The organism is Saccharopolyspora elongata (assembly GCF_004348985.1).
Taxonomy (GTDB): Bacteria; Actinomycetota; Actinomycetes; order Mycobacteriales; family Pseudonocardiaceae; genus Saccharopolyspora; species Saccharopolyspora elongata.
Map to the genome: position 1 here is coordinate 138,289 of NZ_SMKW01000014.1, position 14,340 is coordinate 152,628.

At 69.9% G+C, this 14,340-nt stretch carries 16 protein-coding genes; 15 read left to right on the forward strand and 1 reads right to left on the reverse strand.

All coding sequences use genetic code 11. The features are described 5' to 3' along the window. The first annotated feature begins 18 nt into the window (after positions 1–18). The 8 genes from lepB to whiG all read left to right on the forward strand — a co-directional run bounded on the left by lepB (position 19) and on the right by whiG (position 7,499). Positions 19–933, forward strand: a complete 915-nt coding sequence (gene lepB, locus E1288_RS13595) for a signal peptidase I (protein WP_132484886.1) — start codon at positions 19–21, stop codon at positions 931–933. 7 nt (positions 934–940) lie between these two features. Beyond that, positions 941–1,693, forward strand: a complete 753-nt coding sequence (locus tag E1288_RS13600) for a ribonuclease HII (protein WP_207954332.1) — start codon at positions 941–943, stop codon at positions 1,691–1,693. Positions 1,694–1,726: 33 nt separating this feature from the next. Then, entirely contained in the window at positions 1,727–2,050 is a 324-nt protein-coding gene (locus tag E1288_RS13605) for a DUF2469 domain-containing protein (RefSeq protein ID WP_009943624.1), read from the forward strand. 345 nt (positions 2,051–2,395) lie between these two features. Further along, positions 2,396–2,797, forward strand: coding sequence for a YraN family protein (locus tag E1288_RS13610; RefSeq protein WP_132484888.1), 402 nt, complete (start codon positions 2,396–2,398; stop codon positions 2,795–2,797). Beyond that, positions 2,798–4,318, forward strand: a complete 1,521-nt coding sequence (locus E1288_RS13615) for a YifB family Mg chelatase-like AAA ATPase (RefSeq protein ID WP_132484890.1) — start codon at positions 2,798–2,800, stop codon at positions 4,316–4,318. Then, positions 4,318–5,478, forward strand: a complete 1,161-nt coding sequence (gene dprA, locus E1288_RS13620; RefSeq protein ID WP_132484926.1) for a DNA-processing protein DprA — start codon at positions 4,318–4,320, stop codon at positions 5,476–5,478. The genes E1288_RS13615 and dprA overlap by 1 nt, the downstream gene beginning before the upstream one ends. 112 nt (positions 5,479–5,590) lie before the next feature. After that, the gene (locus E1288_RS13625; RefSeq protein ID WP_132484892.1) at positions 5,591–6,565 is read left to right on the forward strand and encodes a tyrosine recombinase XerC; all 975 of its coding nucleotides are present in this window, start codon (positions 5,591–5,593) and stop codon (positions 6,563–6,565) included. Then, a complete protein-coding gene (whiG, locus tag E1288_RS13630; protein WP_132484894.1) occupies positions 6,540–7,499 on the forward strand; it encodes an RNA polymerase sigma factor WhiG in 960 nt (319 codons plus the stop codon). The genes E1288_RS13625 and whiG overlap by 26 nt, the downstream gene beginning before the upstream one ends. Positions 7,500–7,559: 60 nt before the next feature. Here whiG and E1288_RS13635 read toward each other — a convergent pair whose 3' ends face one another. Continuing rightward, entirely contained in the window at positions 7,560–8,129 is a 570-nt protein-coding gene (locus E1288_RS13635) for a M23 family metallopeptidase (protein ID WP_132484896.1), read from the reverse strand. A gap of 404 nt (positions 8,130–8,533) precedes the next feature. Here E1288_RS13635 and rpsB point away from each other — a divergent pair, with 404 nt between their 5' ends. From rpsB to E1288_RS13670, 7 genes are all read left to right on the forward strand, one after another. After that, positions 8,534–9,382: a 30S ribosomal protein S2 gene (gene rpsB / locus E1288_RS13640; RefSeq protein WP_132484898.1), complete on the forward strand. Its 849-nt coding sequence runs from the start codon at positions 8,534–8,536 to the stop codon at positions 9,380–9,382. Positions 9,383–9,572: 190 nt separating this feature from the next. Further along, positions 9,573–10,388 carry a translation elongation factor Ts gene (gene tsf / locus E1288_RS13645; protein ID WP_132484900.1) on the forward strand — a complete coding sequence of 272 codons (816 nt, stop codon included), beginning with the start codon at positions 9,573–9,575 and terminating at the stop codon, positions 10,386–10,388. Positions 10,389–10,629: 241 nt separating this feature from the next. After that, positions 10,630–11,376, forward strand: coding sequence for a UMP kinase (gene pyrH / locus E1288_RS13650; protein WP_093262788.1), 747 nt, complete (start codon positions 10,630–10,632; stop codon positions 11,374–11,376). A gap of 163 nt (positions 11,377–11,539) precedes the next feature. Then, on the forward strand, positions 11,540–12,097 hold the full coding sequence (gene frr, locus E1288_RS13655) for a ribosome recycling factor (RefSeq protein ID WP_132484902.1): 558 nt from the start codon (positions 11,540–11,542) through the stop codon (positions 12,095–12,097). Between the two features lie 36 nt (positions 12,098–12,133). Then, complete coding sequence (locus E1288_RS13660) at positions 12,134–12,979, forward strand: phosphatidate cytidylyltransferase (RefSeq protein ID WP_132484904.1); 846 nt, start codon at positions 12,134–12,136, stop codon at positions 12,977–12,979. Positions 12,980–13,333: 354 nt separating this feature from the next. Next, a complete protein-coding gene (locus tag E1288_RS13665; RefSeq protein ID WP_207954333.1) occupies positions 13,334–14,065 on the forward strand; it encodes a class I SAM-dependent methyltransferase in 732 nt (243 codons plus the stop codon). A 76-nt stretch (positions 14,066–14,141) separates the two neighbouring features. Continuing rightward, positions 14,142–14,340: transposase domain-containing protein (locus tag E1288_RS13670; RefSeq protein WP_207954334.1), on the forward strand; the 199-nt coding region annotated here is incomplete at its 3' end.

Below are 14,340 nucleotides of genomic sequence, written 5' to 3' on the forward strand. Positions count from 1 at the left end.
TTCCAGTAGCCTGGCCGGGTGGCCGACGTCATGCGCAGCGGATCAGCGGAAGACCCCCAGGGTGCGGAGCACTCCAGCGGTGCCCCGGACGTGCCGGGTGGCGCTTCCCGCCGCCGCAAGCCCAAGGACAAGAAGAAGGGCTCGTTCTGGCGCGAGCTGCCGATCCTGATCGTCACCGCACTCGTGCTGACGGTGCTCATCCAGGCCTTCCTGGCCAGGGTGTACGTGATCCCGTCGCAGTCGATGGAGCAGACCCTGCACGGGTGCACCGGCTGCAACAACGACCGGGTGCTGGTGGACAAGATCACCTACCGGTTCAGCGATCCGGAGCCGGGCGACGTGGTGGTGTTCCGCGGCCCGCAGCCCTGGGTGCAGAACGAGTTCGAGGCGGACGAGCCGTCCAATCCCGTCGCCGGCTTCTTCCAGGGCGCGGCTTCGCTGCTGGGCTTCGGCGCCCCGGACGAGAAGGACTTCGTCAAGCGGGTGGTCGCCGTCGGCGGTCAGACCGTTGAGTGCTGTGACGCGCAGAACCGGGTGCTGGTCGACGGCAAGCCGCTCAACGAGCCGTACCTGTACTGGGAGCCCGGCCGCGGGGTCGGCCAGGACGAGTTCAAGGCCGTGACGATCCCGCCGGGGCACCTGTGGGTGATGGGCGACAACCGCAACGACTCGGCGGACTCGCGGGTGCAGGGCGGTGGCGGCACCAACGGTGCGGTGCCGGTCGACAACGTGATCGGCAAGGCTCAGCTGATCGTCCTGCCGCCGACCCGCTGGCAGAGCATCCCGGAGCCGAACCCGCAGACCACCGCGCTGGGCGCGCCCGCCTGGCAGACCGGGGTGCCGTTGGGCGTCGGTTTCGCCGCGGCGTTCCCGACGCTCTGGCTGGGTCGTAGGCTCGTCGGTGTGGTGAAACAGCGACGGTCGTCGGAGTGACGTCGACGTGACGGTGGCGGCGTTCCGGCCGCCGAGGTCGGTGATCCGGCGCAGCAGCGGTAATTGGGCCCTTCAGAGCGCGTTGGACCGCCGGGGCCTCGGGCCGGTGGCAGGTGTGGACGAGGCCGGGCGCGGTGCGTGCGCCGGCCCGCTCGTGGTGGCGGCGTGCGCGCTCCGCCCGGGCGACGCGCGGCGGTTCGACGGGCTGACGGACTCGAAGGTGCTTTCGGAGGCCGACCGGGAGCGCCTGTACGGCCGCATCACCGAGCGTGCCCTGAGCTGGTCGACCATCGTGATCTCGGCCGAGGACGTCGATGCGCTCGGCATCCACGTGGCGAATCTGGAGGGCATGCGGCGGGCGGTCGCGCAGCTGACCCCGCATCCCGGCTACGTGCTGACCGACGGCTTCCGGGTGTCGGGGCTCGCGACGCCCAGCGTGGCCGTGGTGAAGGGCGACCTGGTCGCGGCCTGCGTGGCCGCGGCGTCGGTGCTGGCGAAGGTGACCCGGGACCGGATGATGACCGCGCAGCTGCACACCGAGTTCCCGGACTACGGGTTCGACGAGCACAAGGGCTACAGCACGCCGGTGCACTCGGCCCGGCTGACGCAGTTCGGCCCCTGCGTCGAGCACCGGTGGTCCTATGCGAACGTGGTGGCCGCGGCGCAGCGGCACGGGATGCGCTCGCCGCGAACCGTGACGAGCAAGCCCGGGTTGTTCGATGCTTCCGACAGGGATGTGGTGGACAATGAGGCGTTGTAGTCCGAACGGCAATGCAGAAGGGCTCGCACAGCGATGAGCGCCGAGGATCTCGAGAAGTACGAGACCGAGATGGAGCTGCAGCTCTACAAGGAGTACCGCGACATCGTCGGGCAGTTCACCTATGTCGTGGAGACGGAACGGCGCTTCTACCTGGCCAACGCGGTGGACGTGCAGGTGCGCAACTCCGACTCGGAGGTCTACTTCGAGGTGGCGATGTCGGACGCGTGGGTGTGGGACATGTACCGCCCGGCGCGGTTCGTCAAGAACGTGCGGGTGATCACGTTCAAGGACGTCAATGTGGAGGAGCTGGACAAACCGGACCTGCGGCTGCCGGAGAGCGGCCCGTTCGGTTCCTGATCCCGGTCTCGAGGAAGCTCGGGCGGCCCGAAACCCGGCCGCCCGAGCTTTTTCATGCGCGCATGCCGGCCGGACGTGGCGGCGCCGCAGATTTTGCAAATTTCGCAGTGCGCAGTGCGTTTTTGGTTCGGAAGTGGGCCGCCCCCACCCGTCGGGGTGAGCTGAGTTGTCCACAGGGAATTGATTAATCCACAGATTCCGGAATATCACTGGATATCGGCTTCGCTTCCGGGCACGTTGGATTCATCGACGTGCCCGGAACCGTTGGCGCAGTTGGCGAAACTCGCTCACATGCGCCCGGGATACCGGCACGGGAAACCTGAATCCCGAACCGAGGAGAAAGCCGTGCGCCGGAAGAAGGCCGTGGGCCAGCTGTCGGATGACGACACCAGGGGCCGCAGACACGCGTTGGGAATCGAAGGGGAGCGACTGGCGGCCGTGCTCCTGGAACGCCGCGGTCTCACAGTGCTGGACCGGAATTGGCAGTGCCCGCAAGGAGAACTCGACATCGTCGCCACCGACGGCGACACGGTGGTGTGTTGCGAGGTCAAGGCCCGCTCCGGCGTCGACTACGGCGGACCGGAGTACGCGCTCGTGCCGGAGAAGATCAACCGGATCAGGAGCGCGGCCCGGTCCTGGCTGGCCGCGCGCCGATTGGTGGGTTGCCGGGTGCGGTTCGACGTCGTGTCGGTGCTGTGGCCGCCCGGCAAGCGCCCCCGCATCAAGCATCTCGAAGGGGTGTTCTAGATGGCGCTGCGGAAGACGTGGGCGGTCGCGCTGTTCGGAGTGGACGGCGCGCTCGTCGAGATCGAAGCCGACGTGCGCAAGGGCGGACTGCCATCGGTGCAGCTCCTCGGCCTGCCCGACACGGCCCTGCAGGAATCGAAGAACCGGGTGCGCGCGGCGATCCAGAACTGCAAGGAGGACTGGCCGGCCAGCTGCGTGACGCTGGCGTTGTCCCCGGCCGCGATGCCCAAGACCGGCACGTCGTACGACCTTGCGCTGGCCTGCGCGGTGCTGGCCGGGGCGGAACTGGTCCCGCCACACCGGTTGGCGGGCACGGTGCTGTTCGGCGAGCTGGCCCTGGACGGGCGGATCCGGCCGGTCCGCGGGCTGCTGCCGGCGTTGCTGACCGCGCGGCGGGAGGGCATGCGCCGCGCGGTGGTGCCGGCCGACGGGTTGGCCGAGGCGCACCTCGTGGAGGGCATCGACGTGCTCGGCGCCGGACACCTGCGGGACGTGGTGGCCTGGTTGCGCGACCTCGGCGAGCTCGACCGCCGCCCGCCACCGGACGCCGAGCCGCCGGCCGAGGACGATGCGCCGGACCTCTCCGACGTGCTCGGCCAGCCCGAGGCGAGGTGGGCGCTGGAGGTCGCCGCGGCGGGCGGCCATCACCTGCTGATGGTCGGGCCGCCGGGCACCGGCAAGACGATGCTGGCCAAGCGCCTGAGCGGTTTGCTGCCGAGCCTGACCGTGCCGGAGGCGCTGGAGGTCACCGCGATCCGCTCGATCGCTGGTGACCTGTCCGAGTCGGCGACGCTGATCCGGACGCCGCCGTTCGTCGCGCCGCACCCCTCGCTGTCGATCCCGGCCCTCATCGGCGGCGGTACCGGGTTGGCGAGGCCGGGTGCGGTCAGCAGGGCGCATCGCGGGGTGCTGCTGCTGGACGAGGCCTGCGAGTTGGGCGCGAAGCGATTGGAGGCGTTGCGCACGGCGTTGGAGGAAGGCGAGGTCCGGCTGGCCCGGCGCGACGGCACGCTGCGCTACCCGGCGCGGTTCCAGCTGGTCCTGGCGACGAACCCGTGCCCGTGCGCGCCGGCTCGGGATCTCGACTGCCAGTGCCCGCCGCAGGTTCGGCGGCGCTACCTCGGCAAGTTGTCCGGGCCGCTGCTGGATCGGGTCGACCTGCGGGTCCGGATGCGCCCGATCACCGCGATGACCGTGCAGGCCGGTGCCGAGCCGGAGGGCAGCGCGGCGGTGCGCAAGCGGGTGGAGAACGCGCGAGCGGCGGCCCGGCAGCGGTGGTCCGCGCACGGGTGGCAGACCAACACGGAGGTGCCGGGGCCGGTGCTGCGGCGCGAATTCGCGCTGCCCGCGGCGGCAACGGCGTTGCTGGACCGCGGGCTGGAGGTCGGCGCGATCACGGCGCGCGGTGCGGATCGGTGCCTGCGCGTCGCCTGGACGCTGGCCGACCTGGACGGCCGGGATCGACCGGATGCGGAGCACGTGGCTGCGGCCTTGGAATTCCGGGACAGGAGGGCGGCGTGATGGCTCGATGGGCGTCGATGGGGGAGCGGTCGAAGCGGGAACTGCTGGTAGCCAGGGCCTTCCTGGGCGCCGTCGCCGAACCGCCGGCTCCGGCGCTGGCCAGGTTCGTCACGGAGTACGGCCCTTGCCGCGCGGTCGGCCTGATCCAGCGCGAGAAGGCACCGGCGGATGTCACGGCGGAGGTCGAGGCGCGGCGATGGCACGTTTCGGGTGAACAGTTGCTGGTGGCGGCCGAGGCCGCCGGTGTCCGGCTGGTCGTGCCGGAGGCCCCGGAGTGGCCGCGCGAGGCGTTCGACGGCCTGTTCGGGGCGAGATCGGTCGACCTGCCGGGGATCGCCGAGCCGATCGCGCTGTGGGTCCGCGGCAAGGCGGCGCTGGCCGAGGCGGCGGAGCAAGCGGTGGCCATCGTCGGCGCCAGAGCCGCCACCGGATACGGCGAGCACGTGGCGGCGGAGTTCGGCCACGGGCTGGCGACGGCGGGGTTCACGGTGGCTTCCGGGGCGGCGTACGGCATCGACGGCGCCGCGCATCGGGGCGCGCTCGCCGCGGGCGGCCTGACGGTGGCGTTCCTCGCCTGCGGCGTCGACGTCGACTACCCGGCCGGGCACGGCAGGTTGCTGCGAGCCATCGCCGAACAGGGCGCCGTCGTGAGCGAGTATCCGCTCGGCACGCCGCCGCGGAAGCATCGCTTCCTGGTGCGCAACAGGCTGATCGCGTCGTTCGGCAGCGCGACGGTGGTGGTCGAGGCGGGTGCGCGCAGCGGCGCCGCCAACACCGCGCACACCGCGGATGCCTTGGGAAGGCCCGTGCTGGCCGTGCCCGGGCCGGTGACCTCGAAGAATTCCGTTGGTTGCCACGGGATGGTGCGGTCCGGCCAGGCCGTGCTGGTCACCCGAACCCAGGAGGTCCTGGAAGCGCTGAGCCCGCTCGGCGCGCAATTGCCGGTGGAAATCCCCGCCCAGTCGCGCCGGACCGACGCGCTGCATCCGGATGCGCGGCGCCTGCACGATGCGCTGACCGGTATCGATTGCGCCAGCGCGGACGAGCTGGCGCGGGATTCGGGGCTGCCGCTGGGCAAAGTCCGGGCGTTGCTGCCGGAGCTGGAGCTGGCCGGGTTCGTGGCGCGGACCGAACGGGGGTGGTCGATGACGGGGTCATGACGTCGAGGCAGATGCGCCCCCGTCGCGCAAGATGATTCGCATACCGGTCAAGTGATCATGATTCGGCGTGGCGATGCTTGACCGACGCCGGTGGAACGGCCAGCTTCGATACATGGCCCGCACACGTTCCGCCGAACCGCGAAGGCCGGATCTTCGCGCGGCTCGGGCGAAACTGCCCGAGCCGCTCGGAACCGCGGTCGACGCGTTCGAAAGACACCTCGCCGCGGAACGCGGGTTATCCGCGCACACCGTTCGCGGATACATCGGCGACATCGTCTCGTTGCTGGGGCACCTCACCGGCTCGGCCGGCGATGCAACCCTTGCTGTGCTGGACGTTTCCGTCCTGCGGGAATGGCTTTCGGCGCAACACGCGCACGGCACGAGCCGGGCCACGCTCGCCCGGCGGACCGCGTCGGCCCGCACGTTCACCGGGTGGGCGTTCCGCGCCGGGCTGCTGCCCGTCGACCCGGGCCCGCGGCTCGCCGTTCCGTCGAAGCAGCGGAAACTGCCCGCCGTGCTGCGCGTTGACCAGGCAGGTTCGGCGATGCAGGCTTCGGCAGTGGGCGCGGAACAAGGGGACCCGGTGGCCTTGCGGGACCACGCGGTGCTCGAACTGCTGTATGGCACCGGAATCCGCGTCGCCGAGCTCTGCGGGCTGGACGTCGACGACGTCGATCGCGAGCGCCGGCTGGTCCGCGTGATCGGCAAGGGCGACAAAGAACGCGCTGTGCCGTTCGGCGTACCGGCGGATCAGGCGCTCGGCCGCTGGATTTCCGCTGGTCGGCCGAGTCTGGTCCGGGAATCGTCGGGTGCCGCGTTGTTCCTGGGTGTCCGAGGTGGACGGCTCGACCCGCGTGCGGTGCGCCGCACCGTCCACGACGCGGTCGGCGTGGTTCCCGGTGCCCCGGACGTCGGTCCACATGGGCTACGTCACTCGGCTGCGACCCATTTGTTGGAAGGCGGTGCGGACCTCCGTAGCGTTCAGGAGTTGCTTGGTCACGCTACGCTCGCAACGACCCAGCTTTACACCCACGTGACCGTTGAACGGCTGAAGGCGATCCATGACCGAACCCACCCCCGTTCCTGACCACACCGGGGGCGGCGCCGACACGGTGGCCGCGAGATCGACCTCGGTACCGGTGACTGCCCGTGACCAAGGCGGTGGAACCAACGGCCATGTCGGCGACCGCCTCGCGCGCCGGCTGTCCGTGGCGACCGCCGAGCCTGCCAGGCCTCCCGCGGGCAGGGACCAGCGCAGCGGAGACGAGGTCGAGGCCGGGATAGTCGCGCTGTGGCAGGCGTTCGGCCAGCGCCGCGACCAGGAACTGCGCGACCGGCTGGTGCTGCACTACGCGCCGCTGGTCAAGTACGTGGCGGGCCGCGTCGGCACCGGGCTGCCGTCGCACGTCGAGGTCTCCGACCTGATCCAGTCCGGGATCTTCGGGCTGGTCGACGCGATCGAGAAGTTCGAACCGGAACGCGGCCTGAAGTTCGAGACGTACGCCATGCAGCGCATCCGCGGCGCCATCCTCGACGACCTGCGGGCCCAGGACTGGGTGCCGAGGTCCGTGCGCAGCCGCGCCCGCGACGTGGAGCGGGCGCTGGAGCGTCTGGAGGCGAAGCTGCAGCGCACCGCGACCGATGCGGAACTGGCCGGCGAGCTCGAACTATCGCTCGACGAGCTGCGCGAGCTGTTCGCGCAGCTGCAGATGACCAGCGTGATCGCGCTCGACGACCTGATCGGCGCGGGAACGGCGCAGGCGTCGCTGGCCGAAACGCTGCCCGACGACCGGGCCGAAGACCCGGTCGCGGCCCTGGTAGACCGGGACAGCCGGCGCCAGCTGGCCGAGGCGGTGGAGCGGCTCAGCGACCGGGACCGCGTGGTGGTGACCCTCTACTACTTCGAGAACCTGACGCTGGCCGAGATCGGGAAGGTGCTCGGCGTCACCGAATCGCGGGTCTGCCAGCTGCACACCCGCGCGGTCCTGCGCCTGCGCACCAAGCTCACCGAACAGGCCTGATCGGCGACTCGGCGGGGACCGACGCGCCGGTTCCCGCCGAAGAACACCACAGCACCGGTGTCACCGCCACGGCTTGAGCCGGACGTGGCCGAACCCGAGCAGGCGCAGCGGGTCGAGGTAGTTCAGGCGTTGCCGAGCGCCCCAGTGCAGGCAGGCCAGCGGCGGCTCGGCGGCGCACTCCGGATGTCCCGGTTCCAGGTGGCCGATCGGCTGCCCACGGGTGACCTGGTCGCCGACCGAGACGCCCGGCGCCACCGGCTCGTAGGTGGTGCGCAGGCCGCCGGTGTGCTCGATGGAGACCAGGTTCCGGTCCACCATCCAGCCCGCGTAGACGACCACGCCGTCCCCGGCGGCCAGCACCGGTTGGCCGACCTCACCTGCGAGGTCGACGCCCCGGTGACCCGGGCCGAAGGCGTGTGCCGGCGCCTCGAAGGGGCGAACGACGGCAGGAGGCGGCGCCAGCGGCCAGCCGAACAACGCGTCCGCCGAAGGCGAGGCGCGCAGTGGTGCGCCGGGCCTCGGCAGTGCCGGCTCCGCGGTAGGCAGCCTGCGGGGCGGTTCGAGTTCTGCGGGCAGGCCGAGGGACGCGGCGGCACCGCAGCAGACGAGTGTGGAGATCAACAAGCGCATGGTGCAACGGTGGCCGCCGGCGGTCCAGGTGAACAGGGGGAAATCCAGATCTGTGGACAAACCAGGTCGCTGTGGACAACTCGCAGTCCACGATCGGGTCAGCCGGGACGTCCAGTACACTGTCAACGCGGTTTCGTGTCCGCACGGATCGACTTCGCGTGCCCGCACGCCACGCCTGCGCAAGTGACCCGACCTCGCGGTCGGTCGCTGAGCGGAACAGTACCGAGTTCAATACCTCGGATGCTGCTGCTCTCGCAGGGTGCCGGTGCTCCCGCGGTCCCGAGCTCGTCGAGCGAGGGTGGGGGCGACCGGGCGGGTACCAGGGCGACGGACCACCCGGTCTGTCGCGGCAACCGAATCGCGCGCCAACCGGCGCGCCCGACTCAAGAGGTGCGAACCAGGCCATGGCCGTCGTCACCATGAAGCAGCTGCTCGACAGCGGCGTGCACTTCGGGCATCAGACCCGGCGCTGGAACCCGAAGATGAAGCGCTACATCTTCACCGAGCGCAACGGCATCTACATCATCGACCTGCAGCAGACGCTGACCTACATCGACGGGGCGTTCGACTTCGTCAAGCAGACGGTCGCGCACGGCGGGACGATCCTGTTCGTCGGCACCAAGAAGCAGGCGCAGGAAGCGATCGCCGAGCAGGCCCTGCGGGTCGGCATGCCGTTCGTGAACCAGCGCTGGCTGGGTGGCATGCTCACCAACTTCCAGACCGTCCACAAGCGTCTGCAGCGTCTCAAGGAACTCGAGACCATGGAGCAGACCGGGGGCTTCGAGGGCCGCACCAAGAAGGAAATCTTGATGCTGACCCGCGAGAAGGACAAGCTCGAGAAGACCCTCGGCGGTATCCGCGACATGAGCAAGGTGCCCAGCGCCGTGTGGATCGTGGACACCAAGAAGGAGCACATCGCCGTCGGTGAGGCCCGGAAGCTGGGCATCCCGGTCGTCGCGATCCTGGACACCAACTGCGACCCGGACGAGGTCGACTACCCGATCCCGGGCAACGACGACGCGATCCGCTCCGCCGCCCTGCTGACCCGCGTGGTCGCCGACGGTGTCGCCCAGGGCCTGATGGCCCGCAGCGGCCGCACCAACGGTGCCCCGGAGGGTGAGGAGAAGCCGGCCGGTGGCGAGCCGCTGGCCGAGTGGGAGAAGGAGCTGCTGGCCGGCTCCGGCCAGGCAGCCGGCTCCGGCCAGGCCGCCGAAGCCACCACCGAGGGCGGCGAGCAGGCCGCGCAGTCCTGAGTCCGCTTGCCGCGCGCCGGTCGTGAAGGTCGGCGCGCGGCGCGGTCCGGCTACCCGTCAGACGATCTGACGGGTGCCACCCGGGCCGGGTTCGCATCCCTGCTGAGCTGGTTGAACGCCACGGGACGCGGCCCGGCCGATGTCTGCAAGACCTTCGAAGCTGCGTACTAAGAGGGACGGATAACGCACGATGGCGAACTTCAGTGCGGCCGACGTCAAGCGTCTTCGCGAGCTGACCGGCGCCGGCATGATGGACTGCAAGAAGGCTCTTGAGCAGGCCGACGGCGACTTCGACAAGGCCGTCGAGAGCCTGCGCATCAAGGGCGCCAAGGACGTCGGCAAGCGCGCCGAGCGCGCCACCGCCGAGGGCCTGGTCGCCGCCGACGGCGGTGTGCTGATCGAGCTGAACAGCGAGACCGACTTCGTCGCCAAGAACGACGAGTTCATCGAGCTGGCCAACAAGATCGTCGCCGCGGTCAAGGCCGCCGGTGCCGGTGACCTGGAAGCCGCCCTGGCGGCCCCGCTGGACGGCAAGACCGTGTCCGAGGTCATCCAGGAGCTGTCGGCCAAGATCGGCGAGAAGCTCGAGCTGCGCCGCGTCGCCAAGTTCGACGGCGAGGTGGCCACCTACCTGCACCGCCGCTCCGCGGACCTGCCCCCGGCGGTCGGCGTGCTGGTCGAGTTCACCGGTGGCAACGCGGACGCCGCGCGCGGTGCCGCGATGCAGGTCGCCGCGCTCAAGCCGAAGTACCTGAGCCGCGACGACGTCCCGGCGGACATCGTCGCCAACGAGCGGCGCATCGCCGAGGAGACCGCGAAGGCCGAGGGCAAGCCGGAGCAGGCGCTGCCGAAGATCGTCGAGGGTCGCCTGAACGGGTTCTTCAAGGAGAACGCGCTGCTGGACCAGCCGTCCGTGCAGGAGAACAAGAAGACCGTCAAGGCCCTGCTCGACGAGGCCGGCGTCACCGTCACCGGTTTCGTCCGGTTCGAGGTCGGCCAGGCCTGACCGGTCGCTGTTCGGCGGCACGCCGGGCGGCACCCCGATCAGGTGGTGCGCCGCCGGTTCACCGGGTGAGGTGAAACCGGCGGAGACCCGGCGGCCGCGACTCACGGCATCAGCGCCCCGCCTTCGTTCGCAAGGCGGGGCGCTTTCGCAAGATCACGGCGCCGGGACCCGGTGCCGCTGTCGGCGAGCGGAGCGATCCGCGCAAACTTAGAGCGAAACCGAACTTCGCGGGAGGAATCCAGTGACCGACGGCCCAGCGCACCGCGGCTACAGCCGGGTGCTGCTCAAATTGGGCGGCGAGATGTTCGGCGGGGGCAGCGTCGGGATCGACCCGAACGTGGTCGGCGCGGTGGCCCGGCAGATCGCCGAGATCGTCGCCGATGGCGTCGAGGTGGCCATCGTGATCGGCGGCGGCAACTTCTTCCGCGGTGCCGAACTGCAGCAGCGCGGCATGGAACGCGCGCGCGGTGACTACATGGCGATGCTGGGCACCGTGATGAACTGCCTGGCACTGCAGGACTTCCTGGAGCGCGAGCACGGCATCGACACCCGGGTGATGACCGCGATCACCATGGGGCAGGTCGCCGAGCCCTACATTCCGCGGCGCGCGATGCGGCACATGGAGAAGGGCCGCGTGGTCATCTTCGGCGCCGGCACCGGCATGCCGTACTTCTCCACCGACACCACCGCGGCGCAGCGGGCACTGGAGATCGGCTGCGAGGTGGTGCTGATGGCCAAGGCGGTCGACGGCGTCTACACCGCCGACCCGAAGACCACCCCGGACGCGCAGCTGTTCGACAGGATCACGCACCGCGAGGTGCTGGAGCGCGGGCTGAAGGTCGCCGACGCGACCGCCTTCAGCCTGTGCATGGACAACCACATGCCGATCCTGGTGTTCAACCTGCTGGAAGAAGGCAACATCGCCCGCGCCGTCGGCGGTGAGAAGATCGGCACGCTGGTCAGCACCCCGGCCGAGCAGCAGGCCTGAGCGACGCGCATCCGAGGTCGTGCCGGGTGACCACCCGAGCGACCCGGCCCGTTGCCCCACCAGGGGTGCTGGAATCCTGATCTGGGGTGGCCCGCCCTGGGGCGGCGCTGCGCAGCAGGCGACACTACGAATGTCCACCGGTCGGCAGACTTAAGGAGCAGCCGTGATCGACGAAGCTCTTCTCGAAGGCGAGGAGAAGATGCAAAAGGCGGTGGAGGTGGCCAAGGACGATCTGGCCACCGTCCGCACCGGCCGTGCGAACCCCGCGATGTTCTCCAGCATCGTCGTCGACTACTACGGTTCGCCGACGCCGTTGAACCAGCTCGCCAGCGTCTCCGTGCCGGAGGCGCGGCTGGTGGTCATCAAGCCGTACGACGCCAGCCAGCTGGCGGCGATGGAGAAGGCCATCCGCGACTCCGACCTCGGCGTGAACCCGTCCAACGACGGCCAGCTCATCCGGGTCGCGATTCCGCAGATGACGGAGGAGCGCCGCAAGGAGATGGTCAAGCTCGCCAAGCACAAGGGCGAGGAAGGCAAGATCACCATCCGGGGCATCCGCCGCAAGGTCAAGGAAGAGATCGACCGGATCGTCAAGGACGGCGAGGCCGGCGAGGACGAGGGCACCCGCGCCGAGAAGGAGCTGGAGAACCTCACGCACCGCTTCACCGGCCAGATCGACGAGCTGGTCAAGCACAAGGAAGCAGAACTTCTCGAGGTCTGAGTGGTGACGGCCGGCCAATGCGAAGGTGAGTCCGGAATGTCCGCAGACAGCCCGGACCCGCCTTCGCGTCCTTCCCGGGCCGGACGCGATCTCCGTGCCGCCATCGGCGTCGGGGTAGTGCTCGGTGCCGCGATCATCCTTTCGCTGCTGATGGTGCGGTTCGTATTCATCGGCATCGTCGCTGCCGCGGTGGCGGTGTCCACCGTCGAGCTGGCGAACGCGCTCAAGCGCGGTGCCGACATCCGCATCTCGCTGGTCCCCGTGCTGGTGGGCGGGCAGGCGATGTTGTGGCTGTCCTGGCCGTTCGGCCTGCGCGGAACGCTGGTGGCGTTCGTCATCACCGTGCTGGCGTGCATGGCGTGGCGGTTCCGGCACGGCGTCGACGGCTACGTGCGGGACGTGACCGCATCGGTGTTCACCGCGGCCTACGTGCCGTTGTTCGCCGCGTTCGCGGCGATGCTGGTGCGGCCGGAGGACGGCGCCTTCCGGGCGCTGTGCTTCATGATCGGCGTTGTCGCCTCGGACACCGGCGGCTACGCGTTCGGTGTGCTGTTCGGCAAGCACCCGATGGCGCCGAAGATCAGCCCGAAGAAGTCCTGGGAGGGCTTCGGCGGGTCGATGCTGGTCGGCGTGGTGGCCGGGGTCCTCTCGGTGACCCTGATGCTCGACGGCCAGTGGTGGCAGGGCGCGCTGTTCGGGGCTGCGCTGGTGTGCACCTCGACGCTGGGCGACCTGATGGAGTCGCTGATCAAGCGCGACCTCGGCATCAAGGACATGGGCAACCTGCTGCCCGGGCACGGCGGCCTGATGGACCGGATGGATTCCCTGCTGCCGTCGGCCGCGGCCGCCTGGATGATGCTCTTCTGGCTCGTCCCGGGCTGAGGACCCCGGCTCGGGGTACGCGATTTCAATGGAAATCGGACCTCCGATTTCCATTGAGGGTTTTCATCCTGGTCGGGTACCGCAGCCGCGGCGTCTGACCTGCGCCTGAGTGCGCGGCCTGTCGCCAAGCGCCGTCAGGCGCTTTCGGGCCCATCCTCGCAACTGGCACCGCCGCGGGTTCTCAGCGTTCGCCTGGCGAGGACGGCCCTGACGCCGTGTATTGGCCATACATAAAGTCAGGGCACCCACAGCCAGGCGGGCGCTGTAACTCCCGCAGGGGGGCCGCTACCGGCACCGCCACGCAGAACGAGGTTGGAAAAACCTCATTGAAATCGCGTCGGAGAGAGGACCGTGATGCGTACCTGGCGGAAGCAGGCGCGGCCGCAGGTGACGCCGAGCCCGAACATCTGGCACTGGCCCGAGCTCTTCGAACTGGAGAACCGCGCACAGGATTCCACCGGCGCGTTGTGGCAGGCGCTGCGGGAGCGCTGCAACTGGGGCGGGCTGGACGTCGTCGACATCGGCTGCGGCGACGGCTTCCACCTTCCGCTGTTCGCCGCCGCGGCCAGGACGGTCATCGGCATCGAGCCGCACCCGCCGCTGGCCGAGCGGGCCCGTGCCCGGATGGCGGGCACGCCGGGCGTCGACGTCCGCATCGCGCCTGCCCAGCAGTTGCCGCTCGCCGACGCCAGCGTCGACCTGGTGCATGCCCGCACGGCGTACTTCTTCGGCCCCGGCTGCGAACCGGGCCTGGCCGAGGCGGAGCGGGTGCTCCGCCCGGGCGGGGTGATCGCGATCGTCGACCTGGACGCGTCGAGCTCGCCGTACGGGGATTGGATGCGGGCGGACGCGCCGCAGGTCGACCCGCATGCGATCGAGTCGTTCTTCCAGCGCCACGGCTTCGACAGCGCCTCCGTGGACACGCAGTGGCGCTTCGACGACCGGGAGACCCTCGAAAAGGTGCTGGGCATCGAGTTCTCCGCGAAGGTCGCCGCCCGCGCGGTTCGCGAGGTGCCCGACCGCACGGTTCCGGTCGGCTACCGCGTCCGGACCCGCCGCAAGCCGACCGGCCTGCTGCGCGCCTGAGCGATGTAATGGTTGAACTGGCCTAGTCCCAATGCCGGTCGTTTAGGTTGTCGCGTGGCCGGTATCCTGCGTACTTGTGGATCTTGAGGCAGGTGCGGGCGCGGGTGTCAGCGTGGCCGATCGGGCCGCCGTCGGTGTGCTGGCCCGAACGTTCCCTGTGGAATTGGTCGATCGAGTTATTGATCAGTACTGGCGTAGGGAACAGCGGACCCGCGCACTGCCCGCCCGGCTGATGTTCTACTTCACGCTGGTCTTGTGCCTGTTTCCGCACGAGT